Origin of the sequence: Erwinia sp. INIA01 (assembly GCF_025947915.1) — a bacterium.
GTDB classification, from domain to species: Bacteria; Pseudomonadota; Gammaproteobacteria; order Enterobacterales; family Enterobacteriaceae; genus Erwinia; species Erwinia coffeiphila.
In genome coordinates this window covers 41,438-57,694 of record NZ_JAPDNC010000016.1, presented here as the reverse complement: position 1 = coordinate 57,694, position 16,257 = coordinate 41,438, and the positions used below count along the sequence as shown (strand labels likewise).

Here is a 16,257-nt window from a genome sequence, read left to right as displayed (position 1 = left end):
AGGGAGCGTCGCTTAAATAGTAGCGAAGCTCCCCAGACAGGTGAATATTTACTTAATATCCAGCGCTGATTTCATGGTGTAGAACAGATCGGTCTGGTCGGTCAGACCCACCACGTTCGCCGCATGTGGCCCGAAGGCAGCAATACGCAGCTGAGTACCGGTGTGCCCCTGCGAATCTTCTTCTGAGTTACCGTAGCTGATGGTCATCAGCCCGCCCTCACGGGTATTCAGCGTCTGCGTCAGGCCCGGTGCCTTACTGTCATTGGCAATAATCTGGCTGGAGTGGGCATGGTCGGCGGTAACAATCACCAGCGTATTGCCGTCTTTGGCCGCGAACTCCAGCGCTTTTTGCACGGCTTCATCCAGATCCACAGTTTCGCCGATCTGGCCGCACGGATTCGCCGCATGATCCTGCTTATCGATCGATGCACCTTCCACCTGCAGGAAGAAGCCCTGCGGCTTATCCTCTAACAGCTGGATCGCCTTCTCGGTCATCTGCGCCAGCGTTGGCGTTGAGGCCGGGCGTTCAGCATTCACTTCACAAGTCACCGGCTTACCATCAAGGTTACCGTGATAAGTTGCCTTTGGCCCCTTCCAGCGCACCGGCATATTGCCGTCGGCGAACAGGCCCAGCACCGGTTTGCTGTCATCGGCCACGGTCAGAGCATTCAAGCCGTCCAGATCGTTAACCAGCTGATAGCCGCGCAGTTTAGCCTGCTCCAGCAGCGTTTTACCCTGCCACTCACCGGCTTTCGCCGCTTCACCGAAGGTTTTACCGCCGCCGCCCAGCGTGACGTCGGCACGCGCGTTCAGCAGCTGCTCGGCAATTGAGCCTTTACCGCCTTTCTCCAGCGCGTTGCTCTGGCACAGCTCGCTGGTTTTCTCCGGGCCGTAACACTTACGTGAGGTGACGTGCGCGATCTGTGCCGCCGGAGTCGCATCTTCCAGCTCGGCGGTAGAGACGTTACCGGTGGCCTTACCGGCGGCTTTTGCCAGTTCCAGCAGAGATGGATGGTCCTTGCCGTTCACATCAACGCCAATCGCACCGTTATAGGATTTTACGCCGGTGGCCCAGGCCGTAGCGGAAGCGGCGGAGTCAGTCACGTAGTCCGGCTTGTGGCTCTTTTTATCCAGCGCATAGTGGGTATACTGGCCGGTCAGCGGCAGCGCATCAATTCCCTTAAAGAAACCGCCCGCTCCTTCGGCATAGTTACGCGCGGCGGTAATTTCAGAATCGCCCATGCCATCCCCGATCAGCAAAATCACGTTTTTCGCGGTCTTATTGCTCAGCGAGGCTTTAATCGCTTCGGTCTGATCGCCGGTCAGTCGGCGCGCACCGCCCGGTTCGGTAATATCACCCTGTGCGGCGCGGTTCCATATGGCAAGGTCCGCTGTAGCGGTAGAGCACACCAGCGCGGTCAGCAACGAGAGGGCAAAGGCTTTCTGTTTCATTGTTACGATCTCCATGAATAAATTTTTCTAAAGATTTCAGGGAGCCAGTCTGCGACACAACAATGTCAGTTTTGTGTCTGCCAGGTGACGATAAGATGACAACGGCAGCGCAAAAGGTGATGAGGTAAGACAGCTGCTCAGGAGTTAACCGAACGGAAGCACAGGGAAAAATACTGCTTGACCGGTAACAGCTGACTGCCTATAGTAGCGCCCCGTTGCCCCCTGCGGGTGATGAGATTGACAATATGGTGAGGTGTCCGAGTGGCTGAAGGAGCACGCCTGGAAAGTGTGTATACGGCAACGTATCGAGGGTTCGAATCCCTCCCTCACCACCATATTTAAAGAGAGAGCCTGAACGAAAGTTCAGGCTTTTTTTTTGCATATTTCGCGGCCAGGGAGGGTGAGAACCCTCGACAGGGTTCGACAAACGGCAGGAATGACGTTTTATAACGTATTTAAGAAAGCGCCTCACGTTAAGGCGCTTTTTTGTTTTCTCCACCCGAGCCACGCTCGCTTCTGCACCCGGCCCTGCGCACTGAAGCGACGATTTGCCGCATTGGCCAGGATATCCAGCGACAGGCAGAAGATAAAATAGATCAGCGCCACAAACAGGAACACCTCCATCGGGTAAACCATGCTGCGGTTGTTCACCTGCGTCGCCAGAAAGGTCAGCTCCCCCACTCCAACAATATAGGCCAGCGAGGTGTCTTTGATCAGCGAGATCCACTGGTTAATAAAGGAAGGCACCATCATCCGCAGCGCCTGCGGCAGAACAATCATTCGCAGCGTCTGCCAGCGGGTCAGCCCTAGTGAAAGGCCTGCCTGCCACTGCCCGGCAGGAATCGCCGCAATACCGGCCTTAACCGCATGAGCCAGATAGGCCGAGGCGATCAGCGCCAGTGCGCACACCACCGTGGTGATTTCCGGGATCTCAACGCCAAACACCATAGGCAGCAGGAAGTAGGTCCAGAAGATCAGCATAATCACCGGAATCGCGCGGAAGAAACCCAGTACCGCCGCCAGCAGCCCGGCGGCCACGCCGCGCGACATCGCCAGCGCCACGCCGAGCACCGTGCCAAGTACCGCCGAGGCCACTCCGGCCATCAGGCTGATTGCCAGGGTCAGCGCTGCCCCGCCCAGCGGCCCGTCTGGCCAGGTGCCCCACAGCATATAGCCCAGATTATCGAGAATAATACTGAAATCCATTTTAGTGCCCTCCCAGCGGCTTACGCTGCTGCCGCCACATGCCCCAGCCTTCCAGCAGCGCAATAACGGCGATGTACAATACCGTGGCCACGCCGAATGCCTGGAAAGTTCGCAGAGTTTCGGTTTCCACCTGGCGGGAAGCATAAGACAGTTCGGCCACGCCAATCGCCATGGTCAACGACGAGTTTTTAATTACATTCATGTACTGGCCCAGCAGCGGTGGCAGTGCAATTTTCAGCGCCTGCGGCAGTACCACGTAGCGCATCGCCTGCCAGCCGGTCAGCCCCATCGCCAGTGCAGCAGCCTTCTGCCCGGTCGCGACGCCGCGAATCCCGGAGCGGATCTCTTCAGCAATAAAGGCGGAGGAATAAACGGTCAGGCCGAAAAATCCGGCAAGAAATTCGAACGATGGCCACGTAAAAGGGCCGGCCTGATGTGAACTGTTGAGCCAGTCCATCGCCGCGCCCGGCAGGACCTGCCCGGCGGCAAAGTACCAGAAGAACAGCTGCACCAGCAGCGGAGTATTACGAAAAAGGGAACTGTAGCCCATCGCCAGCCAGCGCAGCGGTTCCAGGCTGCTGTCGCGCATCGCGGCCAGTACAAATCCCAACAGCGTGGCGGCCAGTCCCGCGCAGGCCGAGAGCCACAGAGTGAGCAAAAAACCGTGCCACAGCCAGTCAAGGTACTGCGGTGCCAGCAGCCAGTCCAGGTTCATGTTCTGTCCTTGTTTTATAAAATGCATCAGGGGCGCAGCAAGCTGCGCCCCTCTTATCCGTTACCTGCAAACCGTGCGTCAGGCTTTCGGCTGTTGATCCAGCGGCCCGATTTTGAAGTCGCCGCGCGGCTGTGCAGCATTGGTTTGCGGCCCGAACCAGCGGTCGTAAATTTTAACCGCCTCACCGTCTTTTTCCAGCTTGATCAGCGTGTCGTTCACCGCATCGGTCAGGCGATCCTCACCTTTTGGAATACCGACGCCCTGATACTCTTTGGTCAGGCTGAACGGAGAAATTTCAAATTCCGCCTTCTGCGCCGCTGGCAGATTGCCGAGCAGGCCGACCAGTTTTGCGTCGTCCTGAGTAATCGCCTGCACGTTGCGGTTACGCAGCGCCACAAAAGCCAGCGGGGTGTCGTCGTAGGAGATCACTTTGGCGGTCGGATAGCGTTCACGCAGGGTTATCTCCTGTACCGTGCCTTTGTCCGCGCCGATGCGCAGGGTTTTAATGTCATCCGGGGTTTTCAGCACGCCTTTGCGGGCAATAAATTTCTGACCGGTGGCGAAGTACGGTACGCTGAAATTCACCTCTTTGGCTCGCTCGTCGGTAATGGTGAAGTTAGCGGCGATCAGGTCCACCTTCTTCGATACCAGCAGCGGAATGCGGTTAGCAGGATTGGTGGCGCGAAGTTCCACTTTCACGCCTAACGCCTTACCAATGGCATCGGCGAAGTCCACATCGTACCCCACCAGCTTTTTGCTTTGTGGATCGATATAGCCGAACGGCGGATTGCTGTCGAACACGGCAATACGCACCACACCGGCCTGCTTGATATCATCAAGTTTGTCGGCTTGAGCGGCACCGGCGGCGAGGCCGGTCAGACTGGCTAGCAACGTTAAGGCCAAAGCACGATGTTTCATTGAAAGCTCCTGAATGGTTGAATTCCTGCACGCAGATAAGCTAGCAAGGGCCACTCGGCTCAGGAAATAATATAAAGGACTATGTTTATGTTTTTTATCTATTTGTCATATCTGGACATATCATGGCGGGCAGAATGCTGGTTGTAGTACTTCATCCATCGGTGATGAGTGTAAAAACGTGATCCCAGGCACAAAGTGGCAAACCGTGCTGTTCTGCGTCAGTTATCTTCGCGTTTTTATTAATTACCCAGGTTGATTATTGATGAATAGCACAACACAGATTTTAAAAAGCCACCGCAGCGATCGTAGCTATCTGGCTAAACCTATCGATGACCGCATTCTTGATGACATTATCGAATGCGCATGGCTGGCCCCAACCTCGGTCAACTCCCAGCAGGTGTCGGTGATCGTCACGCGCGATGCCGCCACACGCGCGCGTATTGCCGAACTGGCCGGTGGACAGCCATGGATCGCCCAGGCCCCGGTGTTTATCACCTTTGTGCTGGATATGCATAAAAGCCAGCTGGCGATTGCCGCCGAAGGCAAAGAGCAGATCGCCCATCAGAGCCTGGAAAGTATTGTTTCAGGCGCAACCGACGTCGGTATCGCGCTGGAAGCGGTGATGACCGCCGCCCGTTCACACGGCCTGGGCGTAGTGCCGATTGGTGGCATTCGCCGCGATCCAACGGCGCTGATTGAGCTATTGCAGCTGCCGGAATTGACCTTCCCTGTCGCGGGCGTAGTGCTGGGCTATGTCGATCAGCAGGCTCCGCAAAAACCGCGTATGCCGATGGCGGGTTTCCGCCATGAAGAGCATTATCGCCAGGACGTTCTGCCTGAAACCATCCGCAGTTATAACCAGACAATAGTGGAACACTGGCAGCAGACCGGCCGTACCGACGGCGATAACTGGGGTAACAACACCGCCAGCTACTACCAGCATATCTATTTCCCTGCCGTGCAGCCGGCGATCCTGCGCCAGGGCTTTGGCATCGACAAATAGGCAAAAAAAAGCCCGGCATAAGCCGGGCTTTATAGCGGATTTTAACGTTAACCGTAGGCGAGCAGCGTACGCTGGCACAGCTGAGAACGTACACAGTCTTCTGCGGTAAACCGCACCACCCCAATCATTTCATCTTCCTCAAAGCGGGCCATGGCGTCGCTGAGGCCGGATTTCACGTGGGCAGGCAGGTCGCACTGGGTGATATCGCCGTTAACGATAACGGTGACGTTTTCCCCCAGGCGCGTTAAGAACATTTTCATCTGCGCGGCGGTGACGTTTTGCGCCTCATCGAGGATCACTACCGCATTTTCAAAGGTACGGCCACGCATATAGGCAAAGGGAGCGATCTCAACTTTACCGATTTCGGGACGCAGACAGTACTGCATAAAGGAAGAGCCGAGACGTTTAACCAGAACGTCGTAGACCGGGCGGAAATACGGGGCGAATTTTTCTGAGATATCCCCTGGAAGGAATCCCAGATCCTCATCCGCCTGTAGCACCGGTCGGGTCACTATGATCCTTTCCACATCCTTATGAATCAGAGCCTCCGCCGCTTTCGCGGCACTAATCCAGGTTTTACCACACCCGGCTTCACCAGTAGCAAAGATCAGTTGTTTGGTTTCTATGGCGTTGAGATAGTGCGCCTGAGCTTCATTTCTGGCGGCAATCGGGGAATGGTCGCGGGTATCACGCGCCATACCAATTGCATCCAGTCCACCCATTTGCACCAGCGAGGTGACCGATTCTTCTTCACGCTGACGGTGACTGCGCGAATCGCTACGAAGCACACGTTTTGCTTCACGACGAGCTTTGATCACTGCTTTCTGTCTTCCCATAGTGGCACCTTACAGTTGGTTTCATTTCCCGCATCAGGTTGGCGATGCGATTACGTGAACGCTTTAGAGGTTTTGGCTTCCTTTTAAGCCGTGTCTGGCCGTTGCAACAGATGCAAAGCCGCGCCGGGGCGCAGAGTGCACCGGAAAGCAATTAACAGGGTTGATGGAACGATAAATTTTTAAAGAAGAGAATGCTGTAGAGGAAATGAACTCCTCGCGTTTTACGGCGATGGTTAACTTTCTGTTTACGGGTCCGTTAAAGGACTTGGGCATTCGCTATCTCCATAGTGGGATACTTAATGCGAAAAGATACTACAATTTCATTCCAGCATATCGGTGCGAAATTGCAACATATTTTTTACTGTTATTATTTGTCAAAAAATAAAATCAATAAATACAACATATTAAATTAATTGCTTATTTAACATTACTGTCATAATTAAATTGTATGGCGCATTTTTTAAACAATGAGGGAGAGGGAAATTGAAACAAAAAACGGCGGGCGGCATATCATAGAATAGCGGGCGCGCAGCACCCGCTATTATTAATCAGGCCTCAAGCAGACCCTGCGCGAGATAGTGCTGAGCATCCACTACGCCCGGAAGAACAAAGAAATATCCTCCGCCGATCGGCTTGATATACTCCTCCAGGGCTTCGCCGTCTAAACGCTTTTGCACGGTCAGAAAACCTTTTTCTAAATCGTGCTGATAGCAGACAAACAGCAGCCCCATTTCCAGCTGTCCCGATTTCGACACGCCGAGGGAATAACTGTAGCCACGGCGTAACATCAGGTTGCTTTGCGTTTCCGCCGTACGCGGATTCGCCAGGCGAATATGCGCATCCAGCGGGATCACCTTCCCTTCCGGGTCGCTGACGTAGTCCGGTACATCGTGCTCGTTTTCCATCCCCAGCGGGGCACCGCTGTGTTTCACGCGGCCAAATATCGTCTGCTGCTCGCCGAGCGGCGTACGGTCCCAGAACTCCACGTGAAACTGGATGATCCTCGCGGCCTGATAGCTGCCGTTCAGCGCCCAGGCGGGTTCGCCCTGCTCTTTGCTCACCCACAGGATATTATCCATCAGTGAAGCATCAGCAGTATCCGGGTTGGCCGTGCCGTCCTTGAAGCCCAGCAGGTTGATCGGCGTTTCTTTGCCTTTACTGCGCGCGGCGTGATCGGAAATAAACCCTTCGCGGCGCCAGCGCACGCTCAGCAGATCCGGCGAGTGCTTGATAATATCGCGCAGCGCGTGGATTGCCGTATCGTTGGTATTGGCGCAGATTTGCAGCAGCAGATCGCCATGGCACAGGCTGGCATCGAGCGCATCATTAGGGAAACGGGTCATGCGCTGCAGCTTCAGCGGTTTATGCGCCTGCAGGCCGAATCGTTCATCAAACAGCGATGCGCCGACGGAGACGGTGATGGTCAGATTGTCGGGATAAATATCATCGCCGAGAATACCGGAGTCCATAGGCGGCAGCTGCGGATTGGTGACCAGCGGCGCTTTACCGCCGGTGGTCAGAAACGCAATCCGGTCGGTCAGCAGCTTAAACAGACGCACCAGATCGTTTTTATCCGCGGCCAGCACGTCAAACGAGACCAGCATCATTGCCGCCTGCTGCGGCGTGACGATACCGGACTGACGCAGCCCAAAGAACGGCTGGCTTTCACTGCGTGCGGAAGGAGAAACGGTGCCCGGCGACGAGACTTTCCCGTCACCGGCTGCATGGACCGGACAGCCGCCGGTCACGGCGAGGGCACCGCCAAGGATGCCCACACCTTTCAACAAACGACGACGTGAACTTGACGTCACGTCATCAACGGGTTTTGCCATATCTGATTAATCCAGGCCCAGCGTTCCACGCAGCAGGGAAAGGTCTTCGGCCAGCGCCGTAATCGGGCCTTTCAGAGCGTTGCGGTCAGCATCGGTCAATTTATCGTAAGATTCATAGCCGTCTTTGGTACGGTACTTCGCCAGAATGGTATCCACTTTTTTGAAGTTGCCGTCCACTTTCGCCAGCAATTCCGGATTGTCTTTTTTCAGCAGCGGACGCAGCAGGTTCACAATCTTCTGCGCGCCGTCAACGTTCGCCTGGAAGTCCCACAGGTCGGTACGGCTGTAGCGATCTTCCTCACCGGAAATCTTGCTGGAAGCGACTTCCTCAATCAGACCTGCGGCGCCGCCAACCACCTTGCTCGGAGGGAAAGCCAGCTCGCTGATACGGGTTTGCAGATCCAGCACATCTTTGTACAGCTGGTCGGCAAATTTATCCATATCTTTTGTGGTGTTATCAGCAAATAAAACTTTTTCCAGGCGGTGGAAACCGGTGAAGTGCGGATCTTCGGCTTTCTTCTCGAAATCATCTTCACGGGCATCAATGCTGCCGTCGAGATCGGAGAACAGCTCGGCGATCGGTTCAATGCGCTCGTAGTGCTGGCGAGTTGGAGCATACAGTGCTTTCGCTTTCGCCAGATCGCCCGCTTTCACCGCATCGGTAAAGGCTTTCGTTCCGGCAACCAGCTGCTCGACTTCTTTCATCACGTAGACTTTATAGTCGGCAATCGGCCCGACCAGCTGCAGCACGTCCGGCTTGCCGTCGTTCACTTTGCTGCCGTTGGCTTTCACAATCAGCTTGCCTTTCGGGTTGCTCAGCAGGCCACAGGTAATATCGTATTCGCCCGCTTCCAGATTGGCGGTCAGCTTCTGGGTAAAGGATGGGGCGATATTTTCACGCTCTTCCACCACCATCACCCCTTTCAGGATCTCCCACTCCAGCGCTTTCTGGCTGTCGTTCTTGATGATGAACTGGGTTTTACCGGCATCCACCGTCAGAGTCATCGGTTCGCACTGCTTGTCGTTGACGCTAACCTTGACCTGCGGAATATCAGCAGCCAGCGCCGCCCCCGAGGAGGTCAGAACGGCCAGCAGAGCGGCATTCAGTGCGTGGCGGCGAAAGTGTGTAGTCATAGTGTAATCCCTGTCAAAGAGTTGAACCGGCAGGCGGCTGCCTGCCCGGTCAGTTTCAGCGCGTGCTGCGCGCCGCAGAGGTGGATGCGCGTGCCGGCAGCATAAACAGCAGCAGCGCAGGAATCAGATAAATCAGCCAGACCGCCACTTCGCTCACGGTCGGGGCTTCCTGATAGCCAAGCATGCCTTCCATCAGCGTACCGAATACGCTGTGGGTGGAGAGCACGTTACTGAAATCGAACGCGACGTCCTGGAAATGGTTCCAGAGCCCCGCTTCATGGAAGGCACGGATCGCCCCCGCCGCCAGGCCTGCGGCAACAAAAATGATAAACAGGCTGGTCCACTTAAAGAAGCTTGCCAGGTTGAGACGCACGCCGCCCCAGTAGATCAACATCCCCAGTACAACCGCAGTGCCCAGGCCGAGCATCGCGCCCAGCGGCGGCCCGTAGCCCACGTCCTGCTGGAAAGCGGCCAGCAGGAAGAACACCGACTCCAGCCCTTCACGGGCGACGGCAAGAAACACCATCAGCACCAGCGCCCAACCACTGCTGTTGCCCTTCTTCAGCGCGTTATCCACCGCATCTTCCAGCTGGGCCTTCACGTTGCGCGACACTTTGCGCATCCAGAACACCATCCAGGTGAGGATCACCACGGCGATAACCGCCACCAGTCCCTCAAACAGCTCTTGCTGCTTCTGCGGGAATTCGCCGGTGGTTTCATTGATGAACCAGCCAAGCGCAAGGCAAAGCGCAGCGGCAACCACCACACCGACCCACATTGCTCCAAACCACTGGCTGCGCTGGGTGCGCTTCAGATAGCTGGCAATCAGGCTGACAATCAGCGCCGCCTCCAGCCCTTCACGCAACATAATCAGAAAAGGAACAAACATGCCAACACCCTCGGAAGTGTTAAATACGGTCAAGTGCGGTAAAGAAAAGTAAAATACAAACGATATCGATTATCATTATCGGACAAGGAATTACAAGCATTTCAGGCGAAATATTGCTGTTTTGCGAGCGAGAATTATTTAAGGAAATGTAACGGTGGGAAACTTGTTTCGTTCAACCTGAAAAGGGGCTTGCTGAAAGATGAAAGGGGGGAATCTGGCGACTGTTAACCTTCATTAACGCAACGGTCAGGCATTCAGGGTCAGGCCGCGATTAGCGGACTTTGGGGCTGCGTTTACCGTAAAGAATTTTGCGGCAAACGGGGTTCCCCATTTCGAGAAACCCCATCAGTAAGAGGAGAGCCATCCCGCTACACGGCAGAATGGCTCAGCCGTTTATCAGCTGCGATATTCCGCTTCCGCTGCGTCAAAGCGCTGCTGCGCTGCGGTGGAAGGTGCTTTACCGATCAGGCTGAAGATCACAATGGCAATACTGCCGAACAGGAAGCCAGGGATGATTTCGTACAGCTCCGCATAGCCGTAGTTTTTCCACAGCAGAACGGTAGCCGCACCAACGATCATCCCGGCCAGCGCGCCGTTGCGGGTCATACGGCGCCAGATCAGCGAGAACAGCACCACCGGACCAAACGCGGCACCGAAGCCCGCCCAGGCGTAGCTGACCAGGCCCAGTACGCGGTTGTTCGGGTTTGCGGCCAGCGCAATTGCCACCACGGCCACCAGCAGCACCATCAGGCGACCTACCCATACCAGCTCACGCTGGCTGGCTTTTTTACGCAGGAAGTTTTTATACAGATCTTCCGTCAGCGCGCTGGAGCACACCAGCAGCTGGCAGCTCAGCGTTGACATTACCGCAGCCAGAATCGCCGACAGCAGCACGCCGGCAATCCACGGGTTAAACAGAATACGCGTCAGCTCAATAAAGATGCGCTCGCCGTTTTCATTAACCCCGGCAGCCAGCTCCGGATGGTTCTGGAAGAAGGCAATTCCGAAGAAGCCAACTGCGACCGCACCGGCCAGGCACAGGATCATCCAGGTCATGCCGATACGGCGCGCCGTACGGATAGAACGATGAGAATCCGCCGCCATAAAGCGGGCCAGAATATGCGGCTGGCCGAAGTAGCCCAGGCCCCAGCCCAGTAACGAAATCACCGCCACGAAGTTCAGGTTCTTCAGCATATCGAGGTTAGCCATGCTTTTGGCCTCAATCACCTGCAGCGAGTCACCCAGTCCACCAACGGCAATAATGACGATCACCGGCGTGAGGATCAGCGCAAAAATCATCAGGCTGGCCTGCACGGTATCGGTCCAGCTCACCGCCAGGAACCCACCGACGAAGGTGTAAACGATGGTGGCGGCCGCACCGGCCCACAGCGCCGTTTCATAGCTCATGCCGAAGGTGCTTTCAAACAGACGAGCACCCGCTACAACGCCGGAGGCGCAGTAAATAGTGAAGAACACCAGGATAACCAGCGCTGAGATCACCCGCAGCAGTTTGCTGCTATCCTCAAAACGACTGGAGAAGAAATCTGGCAGGGTCAGCGCGTTGTCATGATGCTCGGTCTGCACGCGCAGACGTCCGGCAACGATTTTCCAGTTCAGCCAGGCACCCAGCGTCAGCCCGATGGCGATCCAGCTCTCTGAGATACCGGAGATAAAAATCGCGCCCGGCAGGCCCATCAGCAGCCAGCCGCTCATATCAGACGCACCGGCGGAAAGCGCGGTCACCACGCTGCCGAGGCTGCGCCCGCCCAGAATGTAATCGTCAAAGTTTTTTGTTGAGCGGTAGGCGATAAAGCCAATCAACACCATGCCAAGAATATAAACACAAAAGGTCACCACCATTGGTGTACTTACAGTCATTCAGGTTCTCCACTTATTATTCGTTTCCGTAGCGGTCAGGCTGCAAGGCGTTTACTGCCCAAAGGTGCAATAACAGCAGCATCGCAAGAGGGTGGCTTCCTGCCGGGGGCGGTATCCTGCCGTAAACGGCTACGGCGCACAATCGATTTAACACACTTCACACAGCCATTTCACCCGGTAGCAACCGCCAAATGTCAACAGGTTGCACTGAGTCACATTTAAGCGGGTTGCACCCGCACAGCAACCTCATTAAAACCAGGGTTTACGCGGCATTCATACCTGGCGGGATTCTTGCAGCAATAACCATGCCGCTTTTTTTTACGTTAACAAAAGGCCGATTTTAAAGAGTGAGGAAAAGGTCACATTTAACGAGGTTGCACAAAGTTGCAACATCAGTGATATTGCTCGCTATTGTTTATTCTCTCTGATTCAGGAGCTTTCAGGCATGGGCACAACCACCATGGGCGTAAAACTGGATGACGCCACACGCGACCGTATTAAGCAGGCCGCCCAGCGTATTGACCGCACGCCACACTGGCTAATTAAGCAGGCCATTTTTAACTATCTTGAGCAGGTTGAGCAGGGCCAGTCCCTGCCCGAGCTGGTCGCCGGTCAGGTTCCCGCTGAGGAAGAAGAACGTCCGCAGGAAGAGACGCACCAGCCATTCCTCGACTTTGCCGAAAGCGTTTTGCCTCAGTCCGTTGCTCGCGCGGCTATCACCTCGGCCTGGCGTCGCCCGGAAACCGAAGCGGTGCCGATGCTGCTGGATCAGGCGCGCCTTCCTGCCGCCCTGGCAAAATCGACCTATGAGCTGGCGCATCAGCTGGCAAATAAACTTCGGCACCAAAAAAGTGCAGGCGGGCGCGCCGGAATGGTGCAAAACCTGCTGCAGGAGTTCTCCCTCTCCTCTCAGGAAGGCGTGGCGCTGATGTGCCTGGCGGAAGCGCTGCTGCGTATTCCCGATAAGCCCACGCGCGATGCACTGATCCGCGACAAAATCAGCAATGGCAACTGGCATTCACATCTGGGCCGCAGCCCGTCAATGTTCGTTAATGCCGCCACCTGGGGCCTGCTGTTTACAGGCCGCCTGGTGTCGACCCACAATGAAGCCAACCTCTCCCGCTCGCTGAACCGTATTATCGGTAAAAGCGGTGAGCCGCTGATCCGTAAAGGCGTGGATATGGCAATGCGGCTGATGGGCGAACAGTTCGTCACCGGTGAAACCATCGCCGAAGCGCTGGCTAACGCCCGCAAGCTGGAAGAGAAAGGCTTCCGCTACTCCTACGATATGCTCGGAGAAGCGGCCCTGACCGCCCGTGATGCCAAAGCCTACCTGCTCTCCTACCAGCAGGCGATCCACGCCATCGGTAAAGCCTCGAACGGTCGTGGCATTTATGAAGGCCCGGGTATCTCAATCAAGCTGTCTGCGCTGCATCCGCGCTACAGCCGCGCGCAGTACGAGCGGGTGATGGACGAACTGTACCCGGTGCTAAAATCCCTCACCCTGCTGGCGCGTTCCTACGACATCGGCATTAATATCGATGCTGAAGAGGCCGACCGGCTGGAGCTGTCGCTCGATCTGCTGGAAAAACTGTGCTTTGAGCCGGAACTGGAAGGCTGGAACGGTATCGGCTTTGTCATTCAGGCCTATCAGAAACGCTGCCCGATGGTGATCGATGCACTGACCGATCTGGCGCAGCGCAGCCGTCGCCGTCTGATGATCCGCCTGGTCAAAGGCGCTTACTGGGACAGCGAAATCAAACGTGCTCAGGTCGACGGACTGGAAGGCTACCCGGTTTACACCCGTAAGGTGTACACCGACATCGCCTATATCGCCTGCGCCCGCAAGCTGCTGGCGGTGCCCAATCTGATTTATCCGCAGTTTGCTACCCATAACGCCCACACGCTGGCGGCCATCTATCAACTGGCGGGCAACAACTACTATCCGGGCCAGTACGAGTTCCAGTGCCTGCACGGTATGGGCGAACCGCTGTACGAGCAGGTGGTGGGAAAAGTGGCGGACGGCAAGCTGAATCGCCCCTGCCGTATCTATGCCCCGGTCGGCACCCATGAAACCCTGCTGGCCTATCTGGTGCGTCGCCTGCTGGAAAACGGCGCGAACACCTCCTTCGTTAACCGCATTGCCGACACCAGCCTGCCGCTGGATGAGCTGGTTGCCGATCCGGTTGAGGCGGTGGAAAAACTGGCGCAGGCCGAAGGTGCCGTTGGCCTGCCGCATCCAAAAATCCCGCTGCCGCGCGAGCTGTACGGTACGCAGCGGCAGAACTCCGCCGGGCTGGATCTGGCCAACGAACACCGTCTGGCCTCGCTTTCCAGCGCCCTGCTGAACAGCGCCAGCGAGAGCTGGCAGGCCGCGCCGCTGATCGACGCGCCGCTGGAAACCGGCGACAGCCTGCCGGTAATTAACCCCGCAGAGCCGCTGGATATCGTCGGCCACGTGCGCCACGCCACGCCGGGAGAAGTCTCTGCCGCACTGGATGCGGCGGTCAACGTCGGCCCGATCTGGTTCGCCACCCCACCGCAGGAGCGCGCGGCGATCCTCGAACGCGCGGCGATCCTGATGGAAGGCCAGATGCAGACGCTGATCGGCATTCTGGTGCGTGAAGCCGGGAAAACCTTCAGCAACGCCATCGCCGAAGTGCGCGAGGCGGTGGATTTCCTGCACTACTACGCCGGACAGGTACGCGACGACTTTGACAATGAAACCCACCGTCCGCTGGGACCGGTGGTCTGCATCAGCCCGTGGAACTTCCCGCTGGCCATCTTCAGCGGGCAAATCGCCGCCGCGCTGGCCGCGGGTAACAGCGTGCTGGCCAAACCGGCCGAGCAAACCCCGCTCATCGCCGCACGCGCAGTGGCGATCCTGCATGAAGCGGGCGTGCCGCAGGGCGCGCTCCAGCTGCTGCCGGGCACCGGTGAAACCGTCGGCGCGCAGCTGACCCAGGATAACCGAGTGCGCGGCGTGATGTTTACCGGCTCGACCGCCGTTGCCACCCTGCTACAGCGCGGGCTGGCGGGACGCCTCGATCCGCAGGGCCGCCCGACGCCGCTGATTGCCGAAACCGGCGGTATGAATGCGATGATCGTGGATTCCTCGGCGCTAACCGAGCAGGTGGTCACCGATATCGTTGCTTCCGCCTTTGACAGCGCCGGTCAGCGCTGTTCGGCGCTGCGTCTGCTCTGCGTGCAGGAAGATGTTGCCGATCACACCCTGACCATGCTGCGCGGCGCGATGGCCGAATGCCGTATGGGCAACCCTGAACGATTCTCCACCGACATCGGCCCGGTGATCGATGCCGAGGCGAAGGCCAACATCGACCAGCATATTCAGTCGATGCGCAGCAAAGGCTTTACCGTGTTCCAGTCCGCGCAGCAGCAGGTGCAGGACAGCCGCGAATGGCGGACCGGGACCTTTGTACAGCCGACGCTGATCGAGCTGGGCAGCGTAACTGACCTGACGCGCGAGATCTTCGGCCCGGTGCTGCACGTGGTGCGCTTTGCCCGCAACGCCCTGCCGCAGGTGATTGAGCAGATTAATGCCTCCGGCTATGGCCTGACGCTGGGCGTGCATACCCGCATCGATGAAACCATCGGTCAGGTGACGCAGAAGGCTCACGTCGGCAACCTCTACGTTAACCGCAATATGGTCGGCGCAGTGGTCGGCGTACAGCCGTTCGGCGGTGAAGGTCTGTCCGGCACCGGACCGAAAGCCGGTGGGCCGCTGTATCTGTATCGCCTGCTGTCGTACCGCCCGGACGATGCGCTGCAAACCACGCTTAACCGCCAGGACCGCCTCAGCCCACCGGATACGCAGCTGCGCCCGGAACTATTGACCGCGCATCAGGCGCTAAGCGAGTGGGCAACCGACCGCAAGGATCTGGCAGCGCTGTGCGCGCGCTACGCTGAACTGGGCCTGGGCGGCACCGTACGCCTGCTGCCGGGGCCAACCGGCGAGCGCAATACCTTTACCCTGCTGCCGCGCGAACGGGTGCTGTGTATTGCCGATAACGAGGAGGATACGCTGGTTCAGTTGGCAGCGGTCACCGCCGTCGGTAGCCAGGCGCTGTGGCAGGATGATGAGCTGCATCGCGCGCTGTGGCAGCAGCTTCCTTCGGCGGTGCAGCAGCGAATTACGCTGGCTGACCGACCGCTGGAACAGGGGGAGTATGATGCGGCGATCTATCACGGCGATGCCGATCAGCTGCGTACGCTCTGCGAGGCCATTGCCGCGCGGGACGGCGCGATTGTGTCGGTTCAGGGCTTTGCACGTGGAGAAACCAATCTGCTGCTGGAACGACTGCTGCACGAGCGCTCGCTGAGTGTGAATACAGCCGCCGCCGGCGGTAACGCCAGCCTGATGACCATCGGTTAAT

The 16,257-nt window shown here is 57.2% G+C and carries 11 protein-coding genes and 1 tRNA gene; 3 read left to right on the top strand and 9 right to left on the bottom strand.

All coding sequences use genetic code 11. The annotated features are described in order from the left end of the window. Positions 1–48: 48 nt before the first annotated feature. Positions 49–1,452 carry an alkaline phosphatase gene (phoA, locus tag OMR58_RS22825; RefSeq protein ID WP_264547036.1) on the bottom strand — a complete coding sequence of 468 codons (1,404 nt, stop codon included), beginning with the start codon at positions 1,450–1,452 and terminating at the stop codon, positions 49–51. A gap of 247 nt (positions 1,453–1,699) precedes the next feature. Here phoA and OMR58_RS22820 point away from each other — a divergent pair. After that, positions 1,700–1,787 (top strand) — tRNA-Ser (locus tag OMR58_RS22820). A gap of 133 nt (positions 1,788–1,920) precedes the next feature. On the opposite strand, the gene OMR58_RS22815 is transcribed toward OMR58_RS22820, so the two are convergent. The 3 genes from OMR58_RS22815 to OMR58_RS22805 all read right to left on the bottom strand — a co-directional run bounded on the left by OMR58_RS22815 (position 1,921) and on the right by OMR58_RS22805 (position 4,291). Continuing rightward, entirely contained in the window at positions 1,921–2,658 is a 738-nt protein-coding gene (locus OMR58_RS22815) for an amino acid ABC transporter permease (RefSeq protein ID WP_200559733.1), read from the bottom strand. A gap of 1 nt (position 2,659) precedes the next feature. Continuing rightward, positions 2,660–3,373 (bottom strand): amino acid ABC transporter permease, encoded by a 714-nt coding sequence (locus OMR58_RS22810; RefSeq protein ID WP_105595090.1) that lies wholly within the window; start codon positions 3,371–3,373, stop codon positions 2,660–2,662. Positions 3,374–3,451: 78 nt separating this feature from the next. Beyond that, positions 3,452–4,291 carry an ABC transporter substrate-binding protein gene (locus OMR58_RS22805; protein ID WP_105595091.1) on the bottom strand — a complete coding sequence of 280 codons (840 nt, stop codon included), beginning with the start codon at positions 4,289–4,291 and terminating at the stop codon, positions 3,452–3,454. Between the two features lie 262 nt (positions 4,292–4,553). Between OMR58_RS22805 and OMR58_RS22800 the strand changes: the two genes are divergently transcribed. Continuing rightward, positions 4,554–5,294: a nitroreductase family protein gene (locus OMR58_RS22800; protein ID WP_264547035.1), complete on the top strand. Its 741-nt coding sequence runs from the start codon at positions 4,554–4,556 to the stop codon at positions 5,292–5,294. 47 nt (positions 5,295–5,341) lie between these two features. Here OMR58_RS22800 and phoH read toward each other — a convergent pair whose 3' ends face one another. The 5 genes from phoH to putP all read right to left on the bottom strand — a co-directional run bounded on the left by phoH (position 5,342) and on the right by putP (position 11,863). Further along, positions 5,342–6,130: a phosphate starvation-inducible protein PhoH gene (gene phoH, locus OMR58_RS22795; RefSeq protein ID WP_123329080.1), complete on the bottom strand. Its 789-nt coding sequence runs from the start codon at positions 6,128–6,130 to the stop codon at positions 5,342–5,344. Positions 6,131–6,678: 548 nt separating this feature from the next. Further along, complete coding sequence (gene efeB, locus OMR58_RS22790; RefSeq protein WP_105595094.1) at positions 6,679–7,962, bottom strand: iron uptake transporter deferrochelatase/peroxidase subunit; 1,284 nt, start codon at positions 7,960–7,962, stop codon at positions 6,679–6,681. Between the two features lie 6 nt (positions 7,963–7,968). Continuing rightward, positions 7,969–9,096 carry an iron uptake system protein EfeO gene (gene efeO / locus OMR58_RS22785; protein ID WP_264547034.1) on the bottom strand — a complete coding sequence of 376 codons (1,128 nt, stop codon included), beginning with the start codon at positions 9,094–9,096 and terminating at the stop codon, positions 7,969–7,971. A gap of 55 nt (positions 9,097–9,151) precedes the next feature. Beyond that, entirely contained in the window at positions 9,152–9,985 is an 834-nt protein-coding gene (efeU, locus tag OMR58_RS22780) for an iron uptake transporter permease EfeU (protein WP_200559737.1), read from the bottom strand. 396 nt (positions 9,986–10,381) lie between these two features. Continuing rightward, positions 10,382–11,863 carry a sodium/proline symporter PutP gene (gene putP, locus OMR58_RS22775; protein ID WP_200559738.1) on the bottom strand — a complete coding sequence of 494 codons (1,482 nt, stop codon included), beginning with the start codon at positions 11,861–11,863 and terminating at the stop codon, positions 10,382–10,384. A gap of 445 nt (positions 11,864–12,308) precedes the next feature. On the opposite strand from putP, the gene putA reads away from it, so the two are divergent. Beyond that, positions 12,309–16,256 (top strand): trifunctional transcriptional regulator/proline dehydrogenase/L-glutamate gamma-semialdehyde dehydrogenase, encoded by a 3,948-nt coding sequence (gene putA / locus OMR58_RS22770; protein ID WP_264547033.1) that lies wholly within the window; start codon positions 12,309–12,311, stop codon positions 16,254–16,256. Position 16,257: the final 1 nt, after the last annotated feature.